The sequence below is a fragment of the Phycisphaeraceae bacterium genome, assembly GCA_019636675.1.
GTDB lineage: Bacteria > Planctomycetota > Phycisphaerae > Phycisphaerales > UBA1924 > JAHBXC01.
Window position 1 is genome coordinate 320,541 of record JAHBXC010000002.1, and the last position, 23,918, is coordinate 344,458.

General features: G+C 66.1%; 19 protein-coding genes and 1 tRNA gene. All 20 read left to right on the top strand.

Annotated features, from left to right (window positions below):
* The first annotated feature begins 12 nt into the window (after positions 1-12).
* The 20 genes from KF684_08010 (at position 13) to KF684_08105 (ending at position 23,918) form a co-directional block, all read left to right on the top strand.
* A complete protein-coding gene (locus KF684_08010; protein MBX3352866.1) occupies positions 13-717 on the top strand; it encodes a cytochrome c oxidase subunit 3 in 705 nt (234 codons plus the stop codon).
* Positions 718-761: 44 nt separating this feature from the next.
* Entirely contained in the window at positions 762-1,505 is a 744-nt protein-coding gene (locus tag KF684_08015) for a c-type cytochrome (GenBank protein MBX3352867.1), read from the top strand.
* Between the two features lie 34 nt (positions 1,506-1,539).
* Complete coding sequence (locus KF684_08020) at positions 1,540-2,430, top strand: hypothetical protein (protein MBX3352868.1); 891 nt, start codon at positions 1,540-1,542, stop codon at positions 2,428-2,430.
* Positions 2,431-2,553: 123 nt separating this feature from the next.
* Positions 2,554-2,625, top strand: a tRNA-Asn gene (locus tag KF684_08025).
* Positions 2,626-2,741: 116 nt separating this feature from the next.
* Positions 2,742-5,069: a VCBS repeat-containing protein gene (locus KF684_08030; GenBank protein ID MBX3352869.1), complete on the top strand. Its 2,328-nt coding sequence runs from the start codon at positions 2,742-2,744 to the stop codon at positions 5,067-5,069.
* An 89-nt stretch (positions 5,070-5,158) separates the two neighbouring features.
* Entirely contained in the window at positions 5,159-5,869 is a 711-nt protein-coding gene (locus KF684_08035; protein ID MBX3352870.1) for a glycine zipper 2TM domain-containing protein, read from the top strand.
* A gap of 90 nt (positions 5,870-5,959) precedes the next feature.
* Positions 5,960-7,687 (top strand): SulP family inorganic anion transporter, encoded by a 1,728-nt coding sequence (locus KF684_08040; protein MBX3352871.1) that lies wholly within the window; start codon positions 5,960-5,962, stop codon positions 7,685-7,687.
* 318 nt (positions 7,688-8,005) lie between these two features.
* Complete coding sequence (locus tag KF684_08045) at positions 8,006-8,563, top strand: hypothetical protein (GenBank protein MBX3352872.1); 558 nt, start codon at positions 8,006-8,008, stop codon at positions 8,561-8,563.
* A gap of 152 nt (positions 8,564-8,715) precedes the next feature.
* On the top strand, positions 8,716-9,525 hold the full coding sequence (gene ppk2, locus KF684_08050) for a polyphosphate kinase 2 (protein ID MBX3352873.1): 810 nt from the start codon (positions 8,716-8,718) through the stop codon (positions 9,523-9,525).
* A 63-nt stretch (positions 9,526-9,588) separates the two neighbouring features.
* Positions 9,589-10,479, top strand: coding sequence for a class II glutamine amidotransferase (locus KF684_08055; GenBank protein MBX3352874.1), 891 nt, complete (start codon positions 9,589-9,591; stop codon positions 10,477-10,479).
* Between the two features lie 209 nt (positions 10,480-10,688).
* Positions 10,689-12,248 carry an efflux transporter outer membrane subunit gene (locus KF684_08060; protein MBX3352875.1) on the top strand — a complete coding sequence of 520 codons (1,560 nt, stop codon included), beginning with the start codon at positions 10,689-10,691 and terminating at the stop codon, positions 12,246-12,248.
* Positions 12,249-12,409: 161 nt separating this feature from the next.
* Complete coding sequence (locus KF684_08065; protein MBX3352876.1) at positions 12,410-13,462, top strand: efflux RND transporter periplasmic adaptor subunit; 1,053 nt, start codon at positions 12,410-12,412, stop codon at positions 13,460-13,462.
* Positions 13,463-13,471: 9 nt separating this feature from the next.
* The gene (locus KF684_08070) at positions 13,472-16,645 is read left to right on the top strand and encodes a multidrug efflux RND transporter permease subunit (GenBank protein MBX3352877.1); all 3,174 of its coding nucleotides are present in this window, start codon (positions 13,472-13,474) and stop codon (positions 16,643-16,645) included.
* Between the two features lie 99 nt (positions 16,646-16,744).
* Entirely contained in the window at positions 16,745-17,389 is a 645-nt protein-coding gene (locus KF684_08075) for a hypothetical protein (protein ID MBX3352878.1), read from the top strand.
* 42 nt (positions 17,390-17,431) lie between these two features.
* Positions 17,432-18,166, top strand: coding sequence for an LOG family protein (locus KF684_08080; protein MBX3352879.1), 735 nt, complete (start codon positions 17,432-17,434; stop codon positions 18,164-18,166).
* A 57-nt stretch (positions 18,167-18,223) separates the two neighbouring features.
* Complete coding sequence (locus tag KF684_08085) at positions 18,224-19,684, top strand: aspartate ammonia-lyase (GenBank protein ID MBX3352880.1); 1,461 nt, start codon at positions 18,224-18,226, stop codon at positions 19,682-19,684.
* A 3-nt stretch (positions 19,685-19,687) separates the two neighbouring features.
* Positions 19,688-21,181 (top strand): anaerobic C4-dicarboxylate transporter, encoded by a 1,494-nt coding sequence (locus KF684_08090; protein ID MBX3352881.1) that lies wholly within the window; start codon positions 19,688-19,690, stop codon positions 21,179-21,181.
* Entirely contained in the window at positions 21,181-22,383 is a 1,203-nt protein-coding gene (locus KF684_08095; protein ID MBX3352882.1) for a hypothetical protein, read from the top strand. The genes KF684_08090 and KF684_08095 overlap by 1 nt, the downstream gene beginning before the upstream one ends.
* Positions 22,347-23,171, top strand: coding sequence for a hypothetical protein (locus KF684_08100; GenBank protein MBX3352883.1), 825 nt, complete (start codon positions 22,347-22,349; stop codon positions 23,169-23,171). The genes KF684_08095 and KF684_08100 overlap by 37 nt, the downstream gene beginning before the upstream one ends.
* A 141-nt stretch (positions 23,172-23,312) precedes the next feature.
* Positions 23,313-23,918: a sigma-70 family RNA polymerase sigma factor gene (locus tag KF684_08105; protein MBX3352884.1), complete on the top strand. Its 606-nt coding sequence runs from the start codon at positions 23,313-23,315 to the stop codon at positions 23,916-23,918.

Below are 23,918 nucleotides of genomic sequence, written 5' to 3' on the forward strand. Positions count from 1 at the left end.
GAAAGACCGCCGATGACCAGCATCCACGCACACGGCGCGCACGGCGCCATCGTCGACGAACATCCCGATCACCCCATCGACGGCAACACGCCGCGGGTGGCGTCCCATTTCCGGAATTACGAGGAGCAGTTCGACGCCGGCAAGCTCGGCATGTGGCTCTTCCTCACCACGGAAATCCTGCTCTTCTCGGGGTTCTTCGTCGCCTACGCCGTCTTCCGCATGCTCTACCCCGAAGCGTTCAAGGGCGCCTCGGAGTACTACCTCAACTGGAAGATCGGCTTCGTCAACACCTGCGTGCTCCTGCTGTCGTCCTACACGATCGCCGCGAGCATCCGCAACGCCCAGAAGAACCAGCAGGGCATGCTCAAGATCAACCTGCTGATCACCATCCTCTGCGCCGTCTTCTTCCTCGTCGTCAAGCTCGGCTGGGAGTACTGGCCCAAGTACCAGAAGGGCGAGTTCGGCGGCGGGCTCTTCACCTACTCCGGAGGAACCTGGGACCAGGAGCCGCTCTTCCTCTCCATCTACTGGGTCGCCACCGCCACCCACGGCATCCACGTCCTCGTCGGCATCTTCATCATCTCGTGGCTCCTCTGGGGCGCCTCCAAGCGACGCTACGGACCCTGGAACTACCTCGCCATCGAGAACACCGGTCTCTACTGGCACATCGTCGACCTCATCTGGATCTTCCTCTTCCCCCTCCTGTACCTCGCCTGATCCCGGCACTCTCTCACGCGCACCACGCATACGGCCAGACCCACATGAGCCACGACCATACCCACGATCATCATCACGACGATCACCACGCCCCCGACGGCCATCACATCTCCTCGCAGCGCACGCTCCTGTCCGTTCTGGGCGTGCTCCTCGCGCTGACCGTCATCACCGTCATCGTCGCCAAGTATGTCCCCGCCAGCGACGCCGCCCACATGGTCATGGCGCTCATCATCGCCTGCACCAAGGGATCGCTCGTCTGTCTCTACTTCATGCACCTCATCTATGACCGCATCTTCTACAGCGCGCTCTTCATCTCCTGCCTCTTCGTCATGTCCCTCTTCTTCATCTTCACCATGCTCGATTTCGCGGGCCGAGGCAGCATGGACCCCGTCCGCGCGCAGCTCATCGTCCCCATGCCCAACAACCGCGTCGAGCTCGCACGCTTCGACGAACGCGAGCGACTCGGACGCGAACTCTTCCTCGCCAACTGCTCCGTCTGCCACGGCCGCGACGGCCAGGGCGTCGCCGGGCTCGGCGAGGCCCTCGCCGGCGACGAGTACGTCCGCACCACCAGCATCCCCGACCTCGTCGAGTTCCTGAAGGTCGGCCGCCCCGCCAGCCACCCGCTCAACATCTCCGGCGTCACCATGCCGGCCCGCGGCGGCAACCCAAACCTCACCGACGAGAACCTCGAGCAGCTCGCCGCATACCTCAAGGTCATGCCGGCGCGCATCTCAGGCCACGGCCACGGCCACGGCCACGAAACCAAGGACAGCGGCGCGCACTGACGCGCCGACCGCCCGACACGGAGCACGCACGCGCATGAGCCGACCCACGCCGCGAGCACGGATCCTCGGCCTCGCGATCCTCGCCCTCGCCGCGATCACGCTCGGGGTCTCCCTCCCGGCTATGGCGCGACAGATCCGAGCGCAGAACGCCGACGCAGACCTCCCGTTCTTCGGCATGCGCTCCCCCGACCCCGCCGCCATCCCCTTCGTCAACGATGCCGCCACCTTCGTGTGGGGCGTCAACGCAGGAACCGCGCCCGTCACGCTCACCCTCGTCGACAGGGAGGGCGCCCCGTTCCTGCGCGCCGACTACCGCGGCGAGTCGCACCTCGTCGCCATCACCGGCACGGTCGACACGCGACTTCCCGGTCTCGCCCGCTTCCGCGAGAACCAGATCAAGCTCGAGGTCATCACCGAGCAGCGCCCCAGACTCGCCGCCACCGACCGCGACGCGCCGACGAAAACCGCGCCCGACCGCCTCGTCCTCGCCGCGAGGATCGAGCGCGAGGTCGACCTCGCCAAAGACGCCTCCCCGATGGCAGGCGTCGTCGATCGCAAATCGTGGCGCTACGAGCTCGTCGAGTTCGTCCCGCTTGGCGTTGAGTCCGACCGCGCCATGATCGTCCACGAGATCGCCTACGCCGACATGCCCGAGCACGAGCGGACATGGCAGTACGCCGCCGCCCTCGCCGTTACCCCGCCCACCAAGCTCCCGAAACTGAAAGAGCCGATGGGCTCCAACCGGGGCCTCGACGGCGTCACCTGGCCCTTCCCGCTCGCCGGGGCCGGAGGCCTGCTCCTGGTGATCGGCGTGATGGTGTTCGGCAGCTCCTTCGTGAAACGCCCGGCCGACAGCGACCCCCGGCCAGACGCCGGCGCGCGGGCCCGAGAAGAGAAAGCCCCTTCCCGCCCCGCCAACGCTTGATTCGAGCGTGTTCGAGGGTACCGTTCCCGCCCCGTCGCCCCTCCGAAGTCCGGCCCCGATCGGTCCGAAAGAGGTTCGACACCCGCCCCGGAAGCCCAGCCGAAGGGGCACGACAACCGACTTTCCCCGATAGCTCAATGGTAGAGCGAGCGGCTGTTAACCGCTAGGTTGTAGGTTCGAGTCCTACTCGGGGAGCTTTCAGACCCCAGGCCCGCCGCCTGGGGTTTTTTCGTTGGCGTCGGTCCCTCGATCCGGTACGCTGGGCCCCAGTCCCCGTCCTGCCCCGTCTGCGCGATCTCTGGGAGCGCCCGATGCCTCGATTCCGACTCGCCGACGCTGCGTGCCTGCTCGCCGCGATCTGCCCCATCGCCCAGGGATCCACACCCCAGGACCACCTTCTCTACGCCGCGCCCATTTTCTCTGCCGGCTGGAACGCGAACTCCGTTGTCGTCGCGGATTTCAACGCCGACGGCGTTCCCGATGTCGCGCTTTCGTTCCTGTTAGGCGTCGAAGTGCTCTTCGGGAACCCGGACGGGACGGTTCAGCCCGCCACCAGATATGCCGCGGGCGATCAGCCACGATCCGTTGCCGTCGGGGACTTCAACGCCGACGGTTTCCTCGACCTCGTCGTGGCGAACAGCGGCGAGCAGAACAACACCGTGAGGGTGCTGCTGGGCAACCCCGACGGGACCTTTCAACCCGCGACCAGCATCCCGGTGGGCGCCCGCGCCTGGGCGCTCGCCGTCGGCGATCTCAACTCCGACGGCGTGCTGGATCTCGCGGTCACCAACAACCTCAACCCAGGAAGGGTCACCGTTCTGCTCGGCAACGGCGACGGCTCGTTCCAGCCCGGCGTCCAGTACGCGACGGGCCGAAACCCGCAGTCCGTCGCGTTGGGTGACATGAACAACGACGGGCATCTCGATCTCGTCGTCGCCGACAACGCGAACCAGAGCGTCAGCATCCTTCTCGGGCACGGCGATGGGACATTCGACTTCAGGCAAGCGTTCTTGAGCGGGCCCGAGCCGCGCGCAGTCGCGCTCGGCGACTTGAACGGTGACGGGATTCTCGATGTCGCGCTCGCGCGGAACGGCGCGGTGAGCGTGCTGCTCGGCGTCGGCGATGGCACTCTGGAAACGAAGCAGGACTACACGACCGGGAACTTCCCGATCGCCGTCGCCATCACCGATGTGAGCGGCGACGGGATTCCCGACATCGTCGCCGCGAACTCGGGAAGCAACAGCGTCAGCGTGCTGGTCGGCAACGGGGACGGGACCCTTCAGCCCAGGCGTAACTTCGCCGCAGGCGCCAGCCCGCAGTCCATCGCGGTCCGCGACATGAACTCGAACGGTCGCAAGGATGTCGTCGTGGGCAACGCGGCGGGAATCAGCGTGCTCTTCGCGGATCAGAACAGGGATTTCCCGGCCAGATCAGACATCCTGACCGGAGCGCGTCCGAGCGCTCTCGCCGTCGGTGATCTGAATGGGGATGGCATACCTGATGTCGTGACCGCGAACTTCCATTCCGGGAATGTGAGCGTGCTCCTGAGTCAGGGAGATGGCGCCTACGCACCGCGGCAGGACTACACGGTCCCAAGCAATCCGACCGCCGTCGTCATCGGCGATTTCAACCTGGACGGCGAGCCCGACCTCGCCGCCTCCAGCCTGGGAAGTGGCGGAGTTGTCAGCATTCTGCTCGGGACCGGGACCGGGGTCTTCGTGCCCGCGATCGGGATCCTGACGGGTGTGCGGGCAGACACACTCGTGAGTGCCGACTTCAACAACGACGGGTCGCTCGATCTCGTGCTGATGAGGTTCGGTGCTCCCAGCCCTTTGATGCTCGCGCTGGGCAACGGCGACGGCACATTTCAACCGCTCTCCGTGATACCAGACAGCGACTACGGAACTCTCGCGGCGCGAGACCTGGACGGCGACGGCGCAATCGACCTCATCGTCACAAACTACCCAACGGGTACCCTCAGCGTGTGGATGGGGAACGGCGATGGCTCATTCCAGGACGCCGTCGTTTACACCGCAGGAGCAAGACCCATCGGGAGCGCGTCTGGCGATCTTGATGGTGACGGCAAACTCGACCTCGTGGTGACGAACTTCGACAGCAACACGCTGAGCATCTTCCGCGGCAACGGCGACGGGACATTCCTGCCAGCGGTTGAGATCGAATCCGGAATACAACCTTTCGGCGTCGCGATCCACGATGTGAACGGCGACGGGCGCCAGGACATCATCGTCACGCTGAAGTACCTCCCGGGCGCCGTTGCCGTGTTCCCGGGCAACGGCGACGGAACCTTCCGTGCCCCGATGACCTTTTCGACAGGCGCGTTCCCTTCCCACATCTTGATTTCGGATTTCAACGCCGACGGGCTCCCGGACATCGTGGTCGCGAACACCTCGGACAACTCCGTCAGCATCCTCTTTCGCCGCGACGCGGAAGCGCAGCCACCCGCGTGCCCCGGCGACGCCAACGGCGACGGCGTCGTGAACTTCGCCGATCTGAACATCGTGCTGGGCCAGTTCGGCGCGTCGGGCCAGGGCCTCCCCGGCGACATCAACAACGACGGCGTGATCAACTTCGCGGACCTCAACCTCGTCCTCGCCGACTTTGGGCAGTCCTGCGGCTGAAGCGCCGGAGACGGCTATCCGGAAACAGCGTCGCCGACCGGTGTTCTGGACCGTGGCGGGCGGAGAGGCCCGTCGGTAGAGTGGAAAGGATGCTCCACCCACGCATCCGTCGCGGTCTTCTTGCTCGCAAGATCACGAACCTCGCACTGCCGCTGGCGTGCTTCGTCACGCTCGGCGCGTGCGAGTCCGGGGGGCAGACGGGCGCGGTTGTCGGCGCGGGTTTCGGCGCGCTGATGGGTCAGGCCATCGGCGGCAACACTTCCGGCACGCTGGTCGGGGCGGCGGTCGGGACCGGCGCCGGCTACATGATCGGCAACGAGCGCGACCGACAGGGGGCTCGCGAGGAACAGGCCAGGCGCGACCGCGAACGCGAGCGTCGCGATCGCGAGCACGAGGCAGCGCTGCGCACGCTCGAGGCGCGCCAGGCGGAGATCGAATCCCAGTCGTCTCAGCCCACGACGGGAACCTTCATCCCGCCGAAGTGGCCCGCCTCGACGCCCGAGATGAGGCCGTTCGCCGACTCCGCGTGGCGTGTCGCCTCGATGACGCCACCGCCCCGCCGCGCGTTCGAGTCGATGACGCTGCATTTCCAGCCCAACGGCCACGTCGTGACTACGACGATCTTCCCCGGAGGCAGGATGAACGTCGCGTCCGAGACCTACCGCGTCGTCGGCAACACGATGATCATCAACGGGTCCGACTATCTCACGAACTCGGCGTGGACGCTCACGGAATCGACGCTGACGCTCATCAACCAGGGCTTCCGGACAACGCTCGAGCGCATCGGCGTCGGCGACTGATTCTTTCGCAGCCAGCCCGTCAACCAGCCGGGATCTGTAGACTGCTTTCTGGTCCGAACCCTCGTGCCGCAGAAAGGTGCGACAGCGCCAGTGGCCGACAGCGAACGCCCATCCTTCACCGGTTTCCACGCGAGGTTCGCGCTCGTTCCAACCCTCGCGGGGTATCGGCTCGGCTGGCTGAGGAACGACCTCGGCGCCGGGCTGGCCGTTGCTGCGGTTGCGCTGCCGATCGCGCTGGCGTATCCCGCCCTCGCGGGGCTGTCGCCCCAGACGGGCTTTTACGCGAGCATCGCCTCGCTGCTCGCGTACGCGGCGTTCGGTTCGTCACGCCGGCTGATGGTCGGTCCCGACGCCGCGACGCTCACCGTGCTCGCGGGCGTGTTCGCGTCGATACTTGTTCAGTTGCCGGGCCTCACCGCCGACCAGCGAGCCGCCGCCGCCGCGCTGATCGCGATCGGGGCGGGGGTGATCTGTCTCCTCGGGCGTGTGCTGGGCATCGGCGCGCTGGCGAACTTCCTGTCGCGTCCGATCCTCACCGGGTTCTTCGCCGGCATCTCGCTCACGATCATGACCGGGCAGATCGGACGGCTCACTGGCCTGCATATCGACGCCGATGGGATCGTCCGGCCCGTTGTCGAGATGCTGCGCGAGTCGTCCGGGATCCACTGGGTGTCGGTGTTCGTCGGCCTCACGATGTTCGCGATACTCGAGGTTGCGCGGGTCGCGCGATCGCCCGTGCCCGGTCCGGTCATCGTGGTCGTTGCGGCCATCGTCCTCTCGGCGTTGCTTGGTCTTGAGGCGCGCGGCGTGGCCGTCGTGGGTGATCTGCCGGCGGCGCTGCCCGCGCTCGGACTGCCGGGTGTCTCGGGTCTTCCCCTCGCATCGATCGCGCTCGGCTCCGCCGCGGTCGCGGTGATCAGTTTCGGCTCCGGCATCATCACCGCACGGAGTTTCGCCGCACGGACCGACGAAACCGTGGACTCGAACCGTGAACTCATCGGCTTCGGCGCCGCGAACATCGCCTGCGGGCTCGCTGGCGGCTTCCCGGTGACCGGCGCCGCCTCACGCACCGCCGTCAACATCTCGTCCGGCGGCAGGAGTCAGGTGTCGGGCCTCGTCGCGGCGGGCATGCTCGTGCTCGCGATCGTGTATCTCGGACCGGTTCTCCGCATCCTGCCGCTGCCGGCGCTGGGCGCGATCCTGTTCTCGGCCGCGGTGCACATGATCGACTTCCGAACGCTCGCTGAGATACGGCGGATCTCCCGGATCGAGTTCGCGTTCGCGATGATGGCGCTGGTCGGGCCCATCGCGTTCGGAGTACTGCAGGGGGTCGCCGTCGCGATCGTCGTCTCGCTCGTGCATGTGATCCATAAAGGCATGCATCCCCGGGTCGTTCAACTCGGGCGCATCCCCGGTCGGGCGGGGTTCTTTAAACTTCATCGCCACGCCGACGCTCGCCCTGCGCCAGGCGTCGTCATCGTGCTCATTGAGGGCGACCTGCTCTTCTTCGCGGTCGACAACGTGAAGAGCGCCCTCATGAAGCACTCAGGCGCGTTGGACGGCCATGTCCGCTGGGTGATCTTCGATGCGGGCGTGATGGCGCAGATCGACACCACCGGCGCGGCGATGCTTCACGAAGCGAACCGTTCGCTCGCGAAACGTGGAGTTCGGCTCGCGCTCTCCGGCCTGCACCACGAGGTTCGACAACTGCTCGATCGCGCCGGCGTCACCGACGCGATCGGGAAAGACATGGTCTTCGACAACCTCGACGAGGCGCTGCGCGCGTTCGAGGCGCAGCGTGACACGGTGCGCGAATGAGGCAGGCGCGAGCCCGGGGATACCTCTGGTTGCCACAGTGGCAAAGCGGTGGAATCTCCGCAGCGACGCGAGTTTCCACGCAACCGTCACACCGCGTGTCCCGCGCTGTTGTTCAGCGGGTAAGTGACTGCAGGGAATGGGCTTGCGATCCTCGACGCGAGACGATGGCCATCGCTGCAGCTGCGACTCGGTCTCGCGAAAGATTGTCGCGGAACATCTTGAAGCGAAAGGCCTTCGTGTACAATCGAAGTACCGCCTCGCTGTTTCATGACGAAGCAGCGCAGCGCGGATCGCTGATCAGCATTCGGAGATTGACACATGAAATCGTTCAAGACTCTCGCGTCCTGCGTCGTTCTCGGCGCCGTGATCGTCGGCGCCAGCGGCTGCGCGACGACCCCACGCGACGAGGCGGATCGCACCGCGCTGGTTGAGCGCGCCGACTCGACCAAGGACTGGTTCCAGTCGAACGTCAACGGCCTCGGCGGACAACTCCGCGACTCCGGCGGCTACGTCGTGTTCCCCGATGTCGGGCAGGCCGGCTTCATCGTCGGCGGCACTTCGGGTCGGGGCGTCGTCTTCGATTCCCGCGGCAGGCAGATCGGCTGGGCTCGACTCAGTTCCGGCTCCGTCGGCCTTCAGGCCGGCGTCCGCGGGTTCCGCATGCTCATGATCCTGCAGAACGAGCAGGCCATGAGCGAATTCCGCAACAACCGCTGGTCCGGCACCGCGAGCGCCGTCGCCGTCGCGGGCGGTGCGGGCGGATCCGGCCTGGCCGAGTTCCGCAACGGCGTGGCCGTCTATCAGGGCGCCAGCAGCGGTCTGATGGCCGGCGTCGATGTCGGTCTCGCCAACATCCGCTTCGAGCCCATGGAATAACCCGATCGACCGGGCGACTCGCCCCGATCACACGGACCGCGCCTCGGAAGCGGCGCGGCCCGATTCGTCTTCCTCGCAGCGCATCGAGGGCGCCAGCGTCTGGCTCCGCGTGCGAAAGGCGATCGCGCGTCGTGTGGTGAAAGGACCGGCTGGTGGCGAAGCCAGACAAGAAGGACGGCCCGGGGCGCATGAAGCGCAAGGAGTATGAGAAGGAACTCAAAAAACTCCAGGCACGTCTCTGCAAACTCCAGGACTGGGTGAAACACGAAGGCCTGCGCGTCATCATAGTCTTCGAAGGGCGCGACGCCGCGGGCAAGGGCGGCGTCATCAAGGCGATCACCGAACGCGTCAGCCCGCGCGTCTTCCGCGTCGTCGCGCTCCCGGCGCCGTCCGACCGCGAGAAGTCCCAGATGTACATCCAGCGGTTCATGCAGCACTTCCCCGCGGCGGGCGAGGTCGTGATCTTCGACCGGTCCTGGTACAACCGCGCGGGCGTCGAGCACGTGATGGGGTTCTGCACCAAGGAAGAGCACAAACGCTTCCTCGAGCTCTGCCCGATTGTCGAGAAGTACTTCATCGAAGGGGGCATCACGCTTCTCAAGATCTGGCTCGAAGTCAGCGACGAGGAGCAGAAGCGCCGCTTCGAGGCACGCATCGACGACCCACTCCGTCAGTGGAAGCTCAGCGCCATGGACCTGCCCTCGCGCAGCAAGTGGTACGAGTACTCCAGGGCCCGCGACATGATGCTCGACGCCACCGACACCGAACACGCCCCTTGGCACATCCTCCGAAGCGACGACAAGAAACGGGCGCGCCTCAACTGCATCAGGCACATTCTCGACTCCATCCCGCACAAGGAGTTGTCGCGCGAGAAGATCGATGTCCCCGAGCGGTCGAAGAAGCACGCCTACGACGACCAGGCAACGCTCGAGGGACGCCGCTTCGTGAACGAGGTCTATTGATCGCACCATGAGATGACCCGATGCGCGACCAAGCTCCGGTCGTGACCGAAAGGAACAGGGGCCATGTGCCGCTGGCTCGCGTACACCGGCTCGCCGATCCCGCTTGAAGATCTTCTCTTCAAGCCGAAACACTCGCTCATCGATCAGAGCATGTCGTCCCGTTCCGCCGAAACGCCCACCAACGCCGACGGCTTCGGCGTCGGCTGGTACGGATCCCGCCCAACGCCGGCGCTCTTCCGCAGCATCCGGCCCGCGTGGAACGACTTCAACCTGCGCGATCTCGCCGGCCAGATCGAATCCAGACTGTTCATCGCGCACGTCCGGGCAACCTCCCTCGCGACCGTGCAGGAGACCAACTGCCACCCGTTCCGCTACGGCAAATGGCTCTTTGCGCACAACGGCGAGGTGCACGGCATCGAACTGATGCGCAAGCGGCTGATCGCGGCCATAGACGACGACCTGTTCCCGCACATTCTCGGCACGACTGACTCCGAGGTGATGTTCTACCTCGCCCTCACCTTCGGGCTCGAGTCCGACCCGCTCGGCGCGCTCGCAAGGATGGCGGGATTCATCGAAGGGGTCGGATCAGAGAAGGGGATACATGAGTCCCTTTGGATGACCCTCGCGGTCACCGACGGAGAGCGCCTCTATGCTGTCCGCTACGCCAGCGACGGCGCAGCCCCGACGCTCTACCACAGCCGCGACGCGCGCGAGGTCTTCGAGATACTCCCAGAACTGCGAGACAAACTCACCGAAGACACCCGCGTCATAGCGTCCGAGCCCACCGGGAAGGCACGACAGATCTGGGTTGAAGTGCCGCAGGCGTCATCGCTCGTGGTCGAGCGGGGCGCCATGCGCGTTCAGCCGTTCATCCCCGTCGCGCCGGGACACGGACCGTACCGGGCGGGAGCCTCGCCCTTTGCGCAGCTGGCTAGGCCAACACCTGATGTGTGACACTTTGTGTGAGAGTGTGTCGCGAACGAACGCACAGATGCTTGCGTGCTCGTGACGTTTCGGTAGGATGACGATCTATGCAGAGCCGAAAGTCGGTTCAGAGCCGCCCGCACCGTGTCAAAAGTGCAGTCACTCCGGGTGGCGCCGTCGATCGGCGCCATGCGCCGCACGCGAATCGACGCGCTTCGACGCACAAACCACGAAGTGTCTTGCTTGCGCTCGGGTCGCTCTTGCTCGCCGGCTGCAAGGTCGGCCCGGAGTACCAGACGCCGCCGGCTTCGGTCAACGATCGCTGGGAATACGACGCGCGTGACGCCGCATCGTCCGATCCGATGTGGTGGGAGACCTTCAACGACCCGGCGCTCAGCGCCCTCGTCCGAGAGGCGACCGCGCAGAACCTCTCGCTCCGCGCAGCGGGTCTGCGAGTGCTTGAAGCCCGCGCAGCGCGCGGGGTCGCCGTCGGCGAGTTCTTCCCGCAACTGCAGGAGGCCTTCGGCTCCGTCGCCGCTAACCAGCTGAGCAACAGCGGCCCCGAAGCGCTGGGCGATCGATCCTTCAACACCGCAGAGGTCGGCCTCCAGGCGGCGTGGGAACTCGATTTCTGGGGCAAGTTTCGCCGCGGCATCGAGGCCGCCGACGCGGAAGTGCTGCTGACCGTCGCGGACTACGACGCCGTGCTCGTCGCGCTCGCCGCGGAGGTCGCCACTTCCTACGTGCTCATCAGATCCCTCGAAGAGCGCATCGGCTACGCAAAGGCGAACGCCGAACTCCAGGCGGAGACGCTGGCCCTCACGCAGACCCGGTTCCGAGCCGGGGCGGTCTCCGAACTCGACGTCTCGACCGCGCGTTCGACGCTCGCGAACACCCGCGCGCGCATCCCCGACCTCGAGAACGCGCTGCGCCAGACGAAACTGTCGCTCTGCGTTCTGCTCGGGCGCACGCCCTCCGAACTCGACCCGGAACTGACGCCTCACAACGGCCAGGCCCGACGCGTGCCCGACGCGCCGGCAACGATCGCCGCCGGAGTCCCCGCCGACCTGCTCCGCCGTCGCCCCGATGTGAGGGCCGCCGAGCGTCAGGCCGCGGCACAGAGCGCGCGGATCGGCCAGGCGGTCGCGAACCTGTTCCCCAGCATCTCGATCGCGGGCTCGACCGGTTTCGTCGGCAGCGACTACAGCGGCTCGGACCTCGGCGACATCTTCAACTCGGACTCCTTCGCAGGGTTCATCGGGCTTCGGATCAACTGGCCGATCCTGAACTACGGTCGCATCGAGGGCGGCATCCGCGTCCAGGACGCCCGCTACGAGCGCGCTGTCGCGCAGTACCAGGACTCCGTCCTCCGCGCCGCCGCAGACGTCGAGGCGGGCATCTCAGACTTCCTCCGTTCGCGCGAGCGAACCACTCACCTCTCCGACGCCGTGAACGCCTCGCAGCGCAGCGTCGAGATCTCGCTGATTCAGTACCGCGCCGGCGCCGTCGACTTCATCCGCGTCAACGACGCGCAGTCTTCGCTCGTGCAGGAACAGGACAACCTCGTGGTGTCCCGGGCCGCCATCGCGCTCGGCGCCGTCCGGACCTACCGGGCCCTCGGCGGGGGGTGGGAGGTCCGCGAAGGTCGCGAGTTCGTCGACCCTGAGACCGCTGAGCGGATGCGCAACCGCACGAACTGGGGCGATGTGCTCAGCGCGGACTGGTCGGAAGGCAGCGACCTGGGCTTTCGCAGGCCGCAGGAGCGCGATCCCGAGGGATCTCCGGGAGATAAGCGATGAAAGGACGGTTTCACACGATGCGCACTCGCAGTTCCGAGCGTGGAGGGATTGGGCTGACTGTCCCTCTCGCCGCCCTGTGCATGATGTCGATCCTGACGCTCGCTGGAGGCTGCAGAGACGACGCCAATGTCTACGCCCCGCCGCCTCCCCCGGAGGTCATCGTGGCGAATCCCGTCAAGCGGGATGTGACCGCGTACACCACCTACACGGGCGTGGTCGAGGCGTCGGAAACGGTCGAACTTCGGGCTCGTGTCCAGGGGTTTCTCGAGCGCATCGAGTTCGATCCGGGCCAGCGGGTCAGCAAGGGAGACCTGCTCTTCGTGATCGACAAACGTCAGTATCAGGCCGCGGTTGATCGCGCCGAAGCGCTTCTGAGATCGCGCGAGTCGGCGCTCGAGGGCGCCGCGAACGACGCCCGCCTCGCTCGGGAGCTCGCCGACCAGCGCGCAGGCCCCGAGATCGACGCGCTCATCAAGGCCGCGCGCCGCGACGCGATGGCCGCCGATGTCGCCGCCGCCGAGGCTGAACTGTTCGAGGCGACGCTGAACCTCGAGTTCTGCGAGGTGCGCGCCCCGATCGACGGCCGAATCACCGTGAACTACGTCGATATCGGAAACCTCGTCGGTCGCGGCGAGCCGACGCTGCTCGCGAAGATCATCCAGGGCACGCCGGCGTTCGTCTCCGTCGATGTCAGCGAGTCCGATGTGCTCGCGGTCCGGCGCGATCGCGCCAAGAGCGGCACGCCGGGCGACGTTGAGCCCGGTCAGGTCAGCCCGGGACAGTGGCGTCCGAGCCGGCTCGCACTCACCGGCGACGACGAGTTCGCGATCGAAGGCGTCGTCGATTATGTGCAGCCGGAGCTGGACCTCCAGACCGGCACGCTGCGCATCCGCACGCGCTACGAGAACACCAATGAGTCGCTCCTCCCCGGCTTCTTCGCGCGGGTTCGATTCGCGATGGAGTCGCGCGAATCCCTGCTCGTGCCCGAGGCCGCGCTGCTGAGCGATCAGCAGGGGCGGTTCGCCATGGTCGTCAACGATCAGGACGAGGTGGAAGTCCGGCGCGTGCGGATCGGCATCCTCGACGGCGCAATGCGCGTCGTCGAGGAGGGTCTCAGCGAGAAGGACCGCGTGATCGTCCTCGGCGTGCTGCGCGCACGCCCCGGCTCGAAGGTAACCCCGAAGACCCAGGAACCCGCGCCCGGCGCACCGTGAGAGACGCACATGTTCGCAGAGTTCCCGGTCCGCAGGCCGATAGTCTCCATCGTGATCGCGATCCTCATCGTGATCATGGGGCTCGTCGCCTACCCGACGATGCCCGTCGCCCAATACCCGGACATCACGCCCCCGGTCGTGCAGGTGACCACAACCTATCCCGGCGCCAGCGCGCAGGTCGTGGCTGACACCGTCGCCTCGCCGATCGAGCAGCAGGTCAACGGCGTGCCCGGCATGATCTACATGGAGAGCACGTCCTCCAGCGACGGCTCCTACACACTCAAAGTCACGTTCGAGCTGGGCACCGACATCGATATCGCGTCCGTGCTCGTCCAGAACCGCGTCAACATCGCGTTGCCAAAGCTCCCGGAAGAGGTCAAACGCAACGGCGTGACGACCGATCGCGTCTCGTCCAACGTCATTACCGTGTTCTCCCTGGCGCCCAAGGACGAAGACGCCGCGTCGAAGTTCGACGACCTGTTCATCGCGAACTACCTCACCATCAATGTTCTCGACGAGATCAAACGCATCCAGGGCGTCGGCGACGCCAAGATCTTCCCGGCCAAGGACTACGGCATCCGCGTCTGGCTCGACCCGGACAAGCTCAAGTCCCGCGGCCTGACCACGATGGACGTGATCAACGCGCTCAAGGAGCAGAACGTCCAGGTGGCCGCCGGCGCGATCGGCCAGCCGCCCGCCCCGGAAGGGCAGGCATTCCAATACAACGTCTCCACACTCGGTCGTCTCAGCGATGTCGAGCAGTTCGAGAATGTGATCGTCCGCGCCGAGGGCAACAGGATCGTCCGTGTTCGAGACGTCGCCCGCGTCGAGCTGGGCGGCAAGTCCTACGACCTCCTCGCCCGCTACAAGGGCACCCCGGCCGGCGCGATGGTCGTCTATCAGGCGCCCGGCGGCAACGCGGTGCAGGTCGCCAAAGACATCGAAACGCTCCTCCATGCCAAGTCCGACACGCTCCCCGAGGGCCTGTCCTTCGAGACGATCTACGACACTTCCGAGTTCGTGCTCGCGGCTATCGAGGAAGTCTTCCACACGTTCTTCGAGGCGCTCGCGCTCGTCCTCGCCGTGGTCATCATCTTCCTCGGCAGTCTGCGCCTCTCCGTGATCCCGATGCTGGCGATCCCCGTCTCGATCATCGGCGCATTCGCCTTCGCCAAGATCTTCGGCTTCTCGGTCAACATGCCCGTGCTCTTCGGCCTCATCGTCGCCATCGGCATCGTCGTCGACGACGCGATCGTCGTCGTCGAGAACATCGAACGCGTGATGACCGAGACGCACCTGCCGCCCAAAGAAGCGACCGTGCAGGCCATGAAAGAGGTCCTCGCGCCGGTGATCAGCATCACCGTCGTCCTCATGGCCGTCTTCATCCCCACCGCGTTCCTGCCGGGCATCAGCGGGCAGTTGTTCCGGCAGTTCGCCCTCACCATCGCCGCGAGTACATTCATCAGCGGCATCTGCGCCATCACGCTCACCCCGGCGCTCTCCGGGCTCATCCTCAAGCCGCACAAGGAGGGGAAGAAGAAGTTCATCCTCGTGCGCTGGTTCAACGCCGGCTTCGACAAGCTGGCGAACGGGTACGCGCGACTCGTCAAGTTCCTCGTGCACCCCGCCGTCATCCTGTTCACCCTGGCAAGCTTCGCCGGCTGCTTCGTGCTGATCGTCTGGTCCTTCACACGAGTCCCGACCGGCTTCGTCCCCCTCGAAGACCGAGGCATGGTGATGATCGACCTGTGGATGCCCGACGCCGCATCGCAGGAGCGAACACTCGCCGCGGTGGAGCAGATCGAGAAAATCCTGTCCGAGACCGAGGGTGTGCGGAACTACACATCCCTGCCCGGCTTCTCGATGATCAACAACAACGGCTCGAACTACGCCCTGTTCTTCATCGGCCTCGAGGACTGGTCGGAGCGTCTGCCCAGGGGCAGGGACCTCGCGACCATCATGGCCGAGCTGCGCGAGAAAACCGCGCGGGTCCCCGACGGCCTCGCGATCGTGTTCTCGCTCCCCGCTGTCGACGGCGTCGGCAGCGCATCGGGCTTCGACCTGCGCCTCCAGGACCGCGCCGGACTCGGTCGCGTCGCGATGGGGGAGGTCGTGCAGGGACTCGTCGCCGACGGCAACGCCCAGACGAAACTGCAGGGAGTCAACAGCGCCTTCCGGCCCGCCGTGCCCCAGCTCTTCGCCGATGTCGACCGCGAGCGCGTGAAGATCCTCGGCATCCCGTTGCAGGACGTGTTCTCGACGATGTCGGGGTATCTTTCGTCGGCGTACGTGAACGACTTCAACCTCTTCGGACGGACCTGGCAGGTCAATGTGTCGGCCGACAGCCGGTTCCGCTCGAAGCCCGAGGATATCGCCCGCCTCGACGTGCGCTCCCCGGACGGACGCATGATCCCCCTCGGCTCCCTCGTGACCGTCTCCGAGATCATGGGCGCCGATCGCGTCGTGCGGTACAACATCTTCCCGGCGGCGGTAGTGCAGGGACAGCCGGCGCCTGGCGTGTCCTCCGGTGAGGCGCTGCGCATCGTCGAAACCATGGCCGACGCGAAACTCCCGCCCGGCATGACCTACGAATGGACCGCGCTCTCCTACCAGGAGAAACTGGTCGGCAGTCAGGCGATCGTCGTCTTCGCGATGGCCCTGCTCGTCGTGTACCTGATCCTCGCGGCTCTGTACGAGAGCTGGTTCATCCCGCTCGCGGTCGTGCTCTCGATCCCGCTCGCGGTGCTCGGCGCGATGGCCGGGCTGATGTGGCGCGGCATGGACAACAACATCTACACGCAGGTCGGCCTCGTGCTCCTCGTCGGCCTCGGCGCGAAGAACGCGATCCTCATCGTCGAGTTCGCGAAGGCCTATCGGGAGCAGGGCAAGGGCATCGTCGAGTCCGCCGTCGAGGCGTCGCGCCTGCGACTGCGCCCGATCCTCATGACCGCGTTGGCGTTCATCCTGGGCGTGCTGCCGCTGATGATCGCCACCGGCGCCGGCGCCGCCAGCCGCCAGGCGATCGGCACCGCGGTGTTCTACGGCATGATCGGCAACACGCTGCTCGGCCTGATCTTCACGCCGGTGCTGTACGTGGTCATCCAGACACTGACCGAGCGGGTGTTCGGCGTGAAGGCAGCCCCCGCCGCGAAGGCGCCAGTCACGGAGGGAGCGCACGCGTGACCGGGTCCACACGAGTGGCGCTCCGTGTCCGTTTCCTGATCCTCGGATGAGGTCCGTTCCTCATCGCGAACGCAGAGAGAAGAGAAGGAGTGAGTCGTCATGGAGAACGCATCGCTTTCGAGCCGCATCAAGGCGGAGTTTGACTCACGGGCCGCACGCCAGAAGCAGGCCGCCGAGGACCGCACCCGACAGGAGAAGGAGCACGAAACTCGACTCGCCCAGTTCGGCAAGACCTGTGAGGACCTGAAGGCGGTCTGGGGCCCGCGTCTCGACGAGTTCGCGAAGCAGTTCGGGGACACGATCAGCGTCACCCCAAAGATCACGCCCTCGCTCCGCGAAGCGAAAGTCGTGTTCCTGACCGACCTCGCGAACATGACGCTCACGATGACGGTCTCGGCGAACCCGGACATCACGAAGCTCATCCTCGACTATGACCTCCTCATCATTCCCACTTTCATCGAGTACGACCGCCACGCACGCATCGAGATGCCGCTGGACAAGATCGACCGCGAAGCGCTCGGGAAGTGGATCGACGACCAGCTGATCGCATGCGTCAAGGCGTACCTCTCGATGCAGGACAACCAGCACTACCTCCGCTGGTCGATGGTCGAGGACCCGATCACCAAGACCCGGCTGCTGCGAAACGAGGCGGCGGGCACGGTCGAGCATAAAGGCAAGACGCTGTACTTCAGCTCGGTCGACTCGATGGACGAGTACAAGCAGCGTCATCAGATCACGACATGAATCTCCCCCAGGCGCGCCTGGCGCGTCTGATCGGAGCGAACTATGTCCGAGCACCGCATGCCCATTGGCTCCTCACGCGCCGTGACCATCACCGATGAAGAGGCGGTGAAGGAGATCATCTCCACGTCGGTGATGGGTCTCTGGGAGATCGTCAACAACTTGACGCGACTGCGTCCGACGCGGCGCGAGCGATACCGCGTCGCGATCTTCGGCTCGGCACGGGCTGCGCCGGGGTCGTTCGCGTACGAAGAGGTCAAGCGCGTCGCGGCCGCATTCACCGAGATGGGCTGCGACATCGTCACCGGCGGCGGGCCCGGCCTGATGCAGGCGGCCAACGAGGGCGCAGCCAGCGCCGGACAGCCGAACCGGTCCACCGGCATCCGCGTCGATCTGCCCTTCGAACAGGAGGTGAACCCGTTCGTCGAGCACGCGTTCGAGCACAAGACCTTCTTCAGTCGGTTGCACCACTTCGTGCTCACATCGGACGCATTCGTGGTGGCGCCCGGCGGGATCGGCACGGTGCTCGAAACCATGATGATCTGGCAGCTGTTGCAGGTCCGGCACGTCGATGACGTGCCGCTGATCCTCGTCGGCAAGATGTGGAAGGGTCTGGTCGAGTGGGCGAGGGAGAGCATGCTGAACCCGCAGATGCCCCTCGCGAGCCAGGAGGACATCGATATGCCGCTCTGCCTGCCGTCGGCCGACGAAGCGATCGCTGTCGTCAGAGACCTCCACGCCAAGTGGGCCGCGAAGCAGCCCGGCAAACCGAATCAGTGATCGTCCGAAGCACGCGCCGCGCAGGCGGCGCCGCGTATCCCAGAGAGGACCGACAGTATGGCGAAGCGAAAGACCCAGGCCGCCCGCACGCGCACCGAGCACGACCTGCTCGGCTCCAAGCGTGTCCCGGCGAGCGCGTACTACGGCGTGCAGACCGCGCGCGCGATGGAGAACTTTCACATCACCGGGGTGCCGATCAGCCACTACCCCGATCTGGTGCGCGCCTTCGCGATGGTCAAGATGGCCGCGGCACGCGCGAACCGTGACTGCGGGATCCTGCCAACGAAGATCTGCCGCGCGATCGAGGCCGCCTGCCGCGACATCCTCGACGGGCAGCTCCACGATCAGTTCACGGTCGACATCATCCAGGGTGGCGCCGGCACCTCGACGAACATGAACGCCAATGAGGTCATCGCGAACCGTGCGCTCGAACACCTCGGCAGACATCGCGGCGAGTACGAGTTCTGCGACCCGCACGACCATGTCAACCTGAGCCAGTCGACCAACGACGCCTATCCGACCTCGCTCCACATCGCGATGCTGTTGACCAACGACCGCCTGATCGCCGAGCTCGACCTGCTCATCGAATCGTTCCGGAAGAAGGGCAAGAAGTTCGCGAAGGTCCTGAAGATGGGGCGTACGCAACTCCAGGACGCGGTCCCCATGACCCTCGGACAGGAGTTCGAGTCGTGGGCCGCGAGCATCCAGGACGAAGCACGCGTGCTGCGCCGCGTCGAGGCGGCTCTCTGCGACGTCAACATGGGCGCGACGGCGATCGGCACCGGGCTCAACGCGCCGCGCGGCTACGGCCGCAAGTGCGTCGTGCACTTGGCGTCTATCACCGGCAAGCGGATCACCCTCGCCAAGGATCTGATCGAGGCGACGCAGGACACGCAGGCGTTCGTGCTGTACTCCTCGGTGCTCAAGAGTCTGGCGATCAAGCTCTCGAAGGTTTGCAACGACCTCCGGCTGCTCTCCTCAGGGCCGCGGGCCGGCCTCAACGAGATCAACCTGCCCCCGATGCAGCCGGGTTCGTCGATCATGCCGGGCAAGGTGAACCCCGTGATCCCCGAAGTCGTGAATCAGGTCTGCTTCGCGGCGATCGGCAACGACCTGACCGTGACGATGGCCGCCGAGGCGGGCCAGCTCCAGTTGAACGTGATGGAGCCGGTGATCGCCGCCAGAGTCTTCGAGTCGCAGACGATGTTCCTGCGCGCCGCTCGCACGCTGCGCGAGCACTGCGTGGACGGGATCACGGCCAACGAGGACATCTGCCGCGGATTCGTCGAGCGGAGCATCGGCATCGTCACGGCGCTCAACCCGCACATCGGCTACGACAAGGCCACGGAAATCGCGGCCGAGGCGCTGCGTTCGGGCAAGGGCGTCGTCGAGCTCGTCCGGGAGAAGAAGCTGCTGAGCGAGGCGCAGATCAGGAAGGTTCTCGACCCTGTCGCGCTGACGAACATTCGGATCGTGCGCCCACGAAAGAAGGTCGGCTCCCGTCAGACCAGGAGATAAGCCATGTTCTGGGTTGAGCTGCTCGTCGTGCTCGCCGCGATCTTCGTAGGCGCGCGTGTCGGTGGAGCCGGGCTCGGGACCGTCGCGGCGATCGGGCTCGCGGTTCTGGTCTTCGTGTTCGGGCTTCCACCGTCATCACCCCCTGTGACGGTGCTCGCGATCATCGTGGCGGTGGTGACCGCCGCGGCGACGATGCAGGCGGCCGGAGGCATGGACCTTCTCGTCCGCGTCGCCGAGCGCGCGCTGCGCGCCAAACCGCAGTGGATCACGATCATCGCGCCCCTCGTCGCGTACATCTTCACGTTCTGCTCGGGCACGGGCCACGTCGCGTACGCGATTCTTCCGGTGATCGCCGAGGTCTCGCGCAAGGCGGGCATCCGACCAGAGCGTCCCATGTCCATCAGCGTGATCGCATCGCAGCAGGCGATCACCGCGAGCCCGCTCGCCGCAGCGACCGTCGGGCTCCTCGGCATCCTGAGCGCGTCGGGCCTGCAGATCAACGGCAAGCCGGTCGAGCTCTGGCACATCCTCGCGATCTGCATCCCCTCGACGCTCGTAGGCGTCGCGCTCGGCGCCCTCGCGGTGATCCGCAAGGGCAAGGCCCTCGCTGAGGACCCCGTCTATATCGACAGGCTCAAGAAGGGGCTCGTTGAGAGCGGCGAGACGAAGACCGAAGCGATGTCGGCGCCCGCCAGACGCCGCGCCGCGTGGTCGGTTGGGATCTTCCTGACCGCGGCGCTGCTCATCGTGCTGTTTGGCATGATCCCGTCGCTGCGACCGACCTACACCGAAACGATCGGGCCGCGCGACACGGTCCCCGTCGAGAGGATCGAAAACGCGATTCTGTCGCTCCTGGACCCGCAGGAGGGGATGCGTTCGATCCCCACGGCCGAGCTGGCTGAGGCGCTGGATCGTGCGATCGACGAGATCGAGAGCGCGCCCACCACCAGACAGGCGACGCTCGGGATGCCCACGATCATTCAGATCCTTATGCTTGGCGCGTCGGGGTTGATGATGCTCTTCCTCGGGGCAAAGCCCGCCGATGCGGTCCGATCGTCGGTCGCGACGGCGGGCGTTATCGCGGTCATCTCCATCATCGGTCTCGGTTGGATGGGCAACTGCTTCTTCGAGGGCAACAAGGAGTTCGTCGTGAGTTCGCTGGGCGACGCGATCCAGGCGCGCCCCTGGATCTTCGCGATCGGGCTCTTTGCCCTCTCTATCCTGCTCTTCAGCCAGGCGTCCACGGTCGCGGCGCTCATGCCCCTTGGCGTCGCGCTCGGTCTGCCGGCGGCTTCACTCATCGCGATGTTCCCGGCGGTCAACGGGTATTTCTTCCTGCCGACGTACGGAACGATCGTGGCCGCGATCGCCTTCGATCGCACGGGCACCACGCGGATCGGCAGGTTCGTCTTCAACCACTCGTTCATGCTGCCCGGGCTGGTGGCGACCACCGGCGCCGTGCTCACCGGGCTTGCCCTCTCGAAGGTGATCTTCTGATGCGCCAGGTGTTGGCACTCACCAGCGTGCTCGTCGCGGCGCCCGCGCTCGCGTCGTCGTCTTTCGTGTCCCTCGACACCGAGGAGACCCGAGCGCTGATCGACGCGATGCTCGCCGACGCGGCGTCCAGAACGAGTCTGGCCTCGACCGCGCCCGAGGGGCCTCCGCCGCTTCGGATCTGGGGCTTCACGCAGTTCCGTTACACATACAACCATCGTGATGAGGTCGCGAGCCCCGGCGACTCTCGCGACACAGGCGGATTCTCGCTGAACCGCACGCGCCTGTTCTTTGATGCGAACCCGTTCGAAGGGATGTCGGCGCGAGTCCGGACCACCTTCAGTCGCTCGTCGGGCGACGCTTCACTCGATCAGGCGTATGCCACACTCACGCTCCCGGACTCTTTCAAACTCCGGCTCGGGCAGTTCAGTATCCCGCTCTTCCGCGACGAGAATATCGGCGCTGAGAAGCAGCTCGCGGTCAACGCGTCCGTGGTCGATGACTACTTCAATCAGGGCAACACGCAGGGCGTGATGGTGTCGCGTGAATGGGACAGCGTCCGCTTCTGGGCCGCGTTCAGCGACGGCATCCGCTCCGCGAACAACGACTTCGATTCGAGTCTCAAGGCGGACGCTGCGTTCACCACGAGGTGGGAATGGAAGATCGCCGGCGAATCGTGGTCCACTTTCGACGACTACACCTCGTTCCGCGGGAGCGGGCTCGCGGTGATGCTCGGAGGGGCGATCCACTACGAGACCGGAGGACGCGACACCGGGACCCGCGACGACCTGAAGCTGCTCTATCTGACGGCGGACATCGGCGTCGAGGGCGACGGCTGGAACCTCTTCGGCGCGGTTGTCGGCGTCCAGAGCGACGACGCCGCCAGCGACAAGTACTTCGACGCGGGGTTCATCCTCCAGGGCGGCGTGTTCGTCACCGACCATACCGAGCTGTTCAGCCGCTTCGATATGATCGTCTCGGATAACGACCGCTCTGAGCGGACCGGCGACTTCCGAACGCTGACCGCCGGCGCGAGTTACTACTTCTTTCCCGGATCGCACGCGCTGAAGCTGACCGGGAACGTGATCTGGTTCCTCGACGAGCAGTCCTCGACGCTCGCGCCGGCGAGCACGAATACGGCGCTGCTCGCGAGCCCCGACGACGGCCAATGGGCGGTGCAGGTTCAGGTGCAGGTTATTTTCTGACGGTCAGGATGGTGTGGCTCATGGGCGGCGTTGTGATGGATCTGGTGATCGCGGCCTCGCTCTTTGTCTTGCTCCTTGCGGCGCTTGAGTTGGGGTTTCGGTCCGGTCGACGGGCGAGGTCCGACGCCGAGCCGGGCGGCGCAGGACAGGTCGGCGCGATTCAGGGCGCCGTGCTCGGGGTTCTGGGCTTGCTGCTCGCCTTCAGTTTCGCCGCCGCGGGCTCGCGCTTTCTCGAGCGTCAGGACATGATCGTCGCCGAGGCAAACGCGATCGGCACGGCGCACCTCCGAGCGGATCTTCTCGCTGAGCCGCACAGGACCGCGATGCGGGAGACGCTCCGCGGGTACACCAAGCATCGTGTAGAGGTCACGCGCGTTGTGCGGCGCAGCATACCTCCCGAGCAGCTCCGCGAAGTCGATCGCTTCCACGACGCCCTGTGGCGGCACGCGCTGGCAGGGGTGACCGAGAACCCGGCGGCTACCATGGCGGTGCTCACGCCCGTCAACGAGGTTATCGACATGCACTCCAACCGCATCGCGGCCGGGAAGAAGCATCTCCCGCCGCTGGTGCTCGGCCTGCTGATCGCCTCTTCCGTGCTCGCGATCGGTGTGATCGGCTACGGGTGCGGCATGGCCGGGCGGCGGAGGATCGCGCTCGCGATTCCGCTCACGCTCATCATCAGCACCGCGCTCTGGATCACAATCGATCTGGATCATCCCCGCGGCGGGATTCTCCGGCTGAGCGACGCGCCGCTGAACGCGATCCGATTCGGTGAATCGCCGGAGTGATCTGAGCGTCAACGCGCGGGGCCCCCGGCCGGGTCTGCCAGTGTCGCGCACTGCCTCCCGGGGGTTCACGGTACACTGGGGGCAGCCCTCGAGCCCTCGGCTTGCCTGCCGGGGGCTCGGAGCGCGGATGAGGAACGACGCGTGCTGACGCGCACAACAACCCAGCTGCTGAACGACCTGCGCGACCCGGCGAATGGGGAGGCGTGGTCGGGGTTCGACGCGCGCTACCGACCCGTGCTCACGGGATTCGCGCGTTCGCTGGGATTCTCACCCGACGACGCGTCGGAGCTCGCGCAGCGAGCGATGGTCGAGTTTGCGCAGGCCTATCGCGCAGGGAGGTATGTCCGCGGCCAGGGGCGCCTGAGTTCCTGGTTGATCGGCATCGCGAGGAACACCGCCTACGCCATGCGCCGATCGGAGGGCGCCGGGAAGCGCGCCGGCCAGCAGGATGCCGCGGACATCGGCGCCTCCATCCCCGATGAAGCGCATCTCTCTCAGATCTGGGAGCGAGAACGCGACGCGGCGATCCTCGGTCAGGCGCTCGCGGAACTCGGCCGCTCGTCTCGGCTCGAGGAGCACACGCTGCGCGCCTTCGAGCTCTTCGTCGTTCGCGGCGTTCCGGCGTCAGAGGTGGCCGAGCAGTGCGGGATTGATGTCGATGCGGTGTATGTGATCAAGAACCGGTTGACGAAGCGGCTGCGCGAGATCGTGCGAGATCTGACCGCCGCGTACGACGAGGGCGTGTGA

Bases quoted from the DNA above. Each gene is read 5' to 3' on its own strand.
- KF684_08010 (MBX3352866.1), top strand. From the start codon at position 13: ATGACCAGCATCCACGCACACGGCGCGCACGGCGCCATCGTCGACGAA.
- KF684_08015 (MBX3352867.1), top strand. From the start codon at position 762: ATGAGCCACGACCATACCCACGATCATCATCACGACGATCACCACGCC.
- KF684_08020 (MBX3352868.1), top strand. From the start codon at position 1,540: ATGAGCCGACCCACGCCGCGAGCACGGATCCTCGGCCTCGCGATCCTC.
- KF684_08030 (MBX3352869.1), top strand. From the start codon at position 2,742: ATGCCTCGATTCCGACTCGCCGACGCTGCGTGCCTGCTCGCCGCGATC.
- KF684_08035 (MBX3352870.1), top strand. From the start codon at position 5,159: ATGCTCCACCCACGCATCCGTCGCGGTCTTCTTGCTCGCAAGATCACG.
- KF684_08045 (MBX3352872.1), top strand. From the start codon at position 8,006: ATGAAATCGTTCAAGACTCTCGCGTCCTGCGTCGTTCTCGGCGCCGTG.
- KF684_08055 (MBX3352874.1), top strand. From the start codon at position 9,589: ATGTGCCGCTGGCTCGCGTACACCGGCTCGCCGATCCCGCTTGAAGAT.
- KF684_08070 (MBX3352877.1), top strand. From the start codon at position 13,472: ATGTTCGCAGAGTTCCCGGTCCGCAGGCCGATAGTCTCCATCGTGATC.
- KF684_08075 (MBX3352878.1), top strand. From the start codon at position 16,745: ATGGAGAACGCATCGCTTTCGAGCCGCATCAAGGCGGAGTTTGACTCA.
- KF684_08080 (MBX3352879.1), top strand. From the start codon at position 17,432: ATGTCCGAGCACCGCATGCCCATTGGCTCCTCACGCGCCGTGACCATC.
- KF684_08085 (MBX3352880.1), top strand. From the start codon at position 18,224: ATGGCGAAGCGAAAGACCCAGGCCGCCCGCACGCGCACCGAGCACGAC.
- KF684_08090 (MBX3352881.1), top strand. From the start codon at position 19,688: ATGTTCTGGGTTGAGCTGCTCGTCGTGCTCGCCGCGATCTTCGTAGGC.
- KF684_08095 (MBX3352882.1), top strand. From the start codon at position 21,181: ATGCGCCAGGTGTTGGCACTCACCAGCGTGCTCGTCGCGGCGCCCGCG.
- KF684_08100 (MBX3352883.1), top strand. From the start codon at position 22,347: ATGGGCGGTGCAGGTTCAGGTGCAGGTTATTTTCTGACGGTCAGGATG.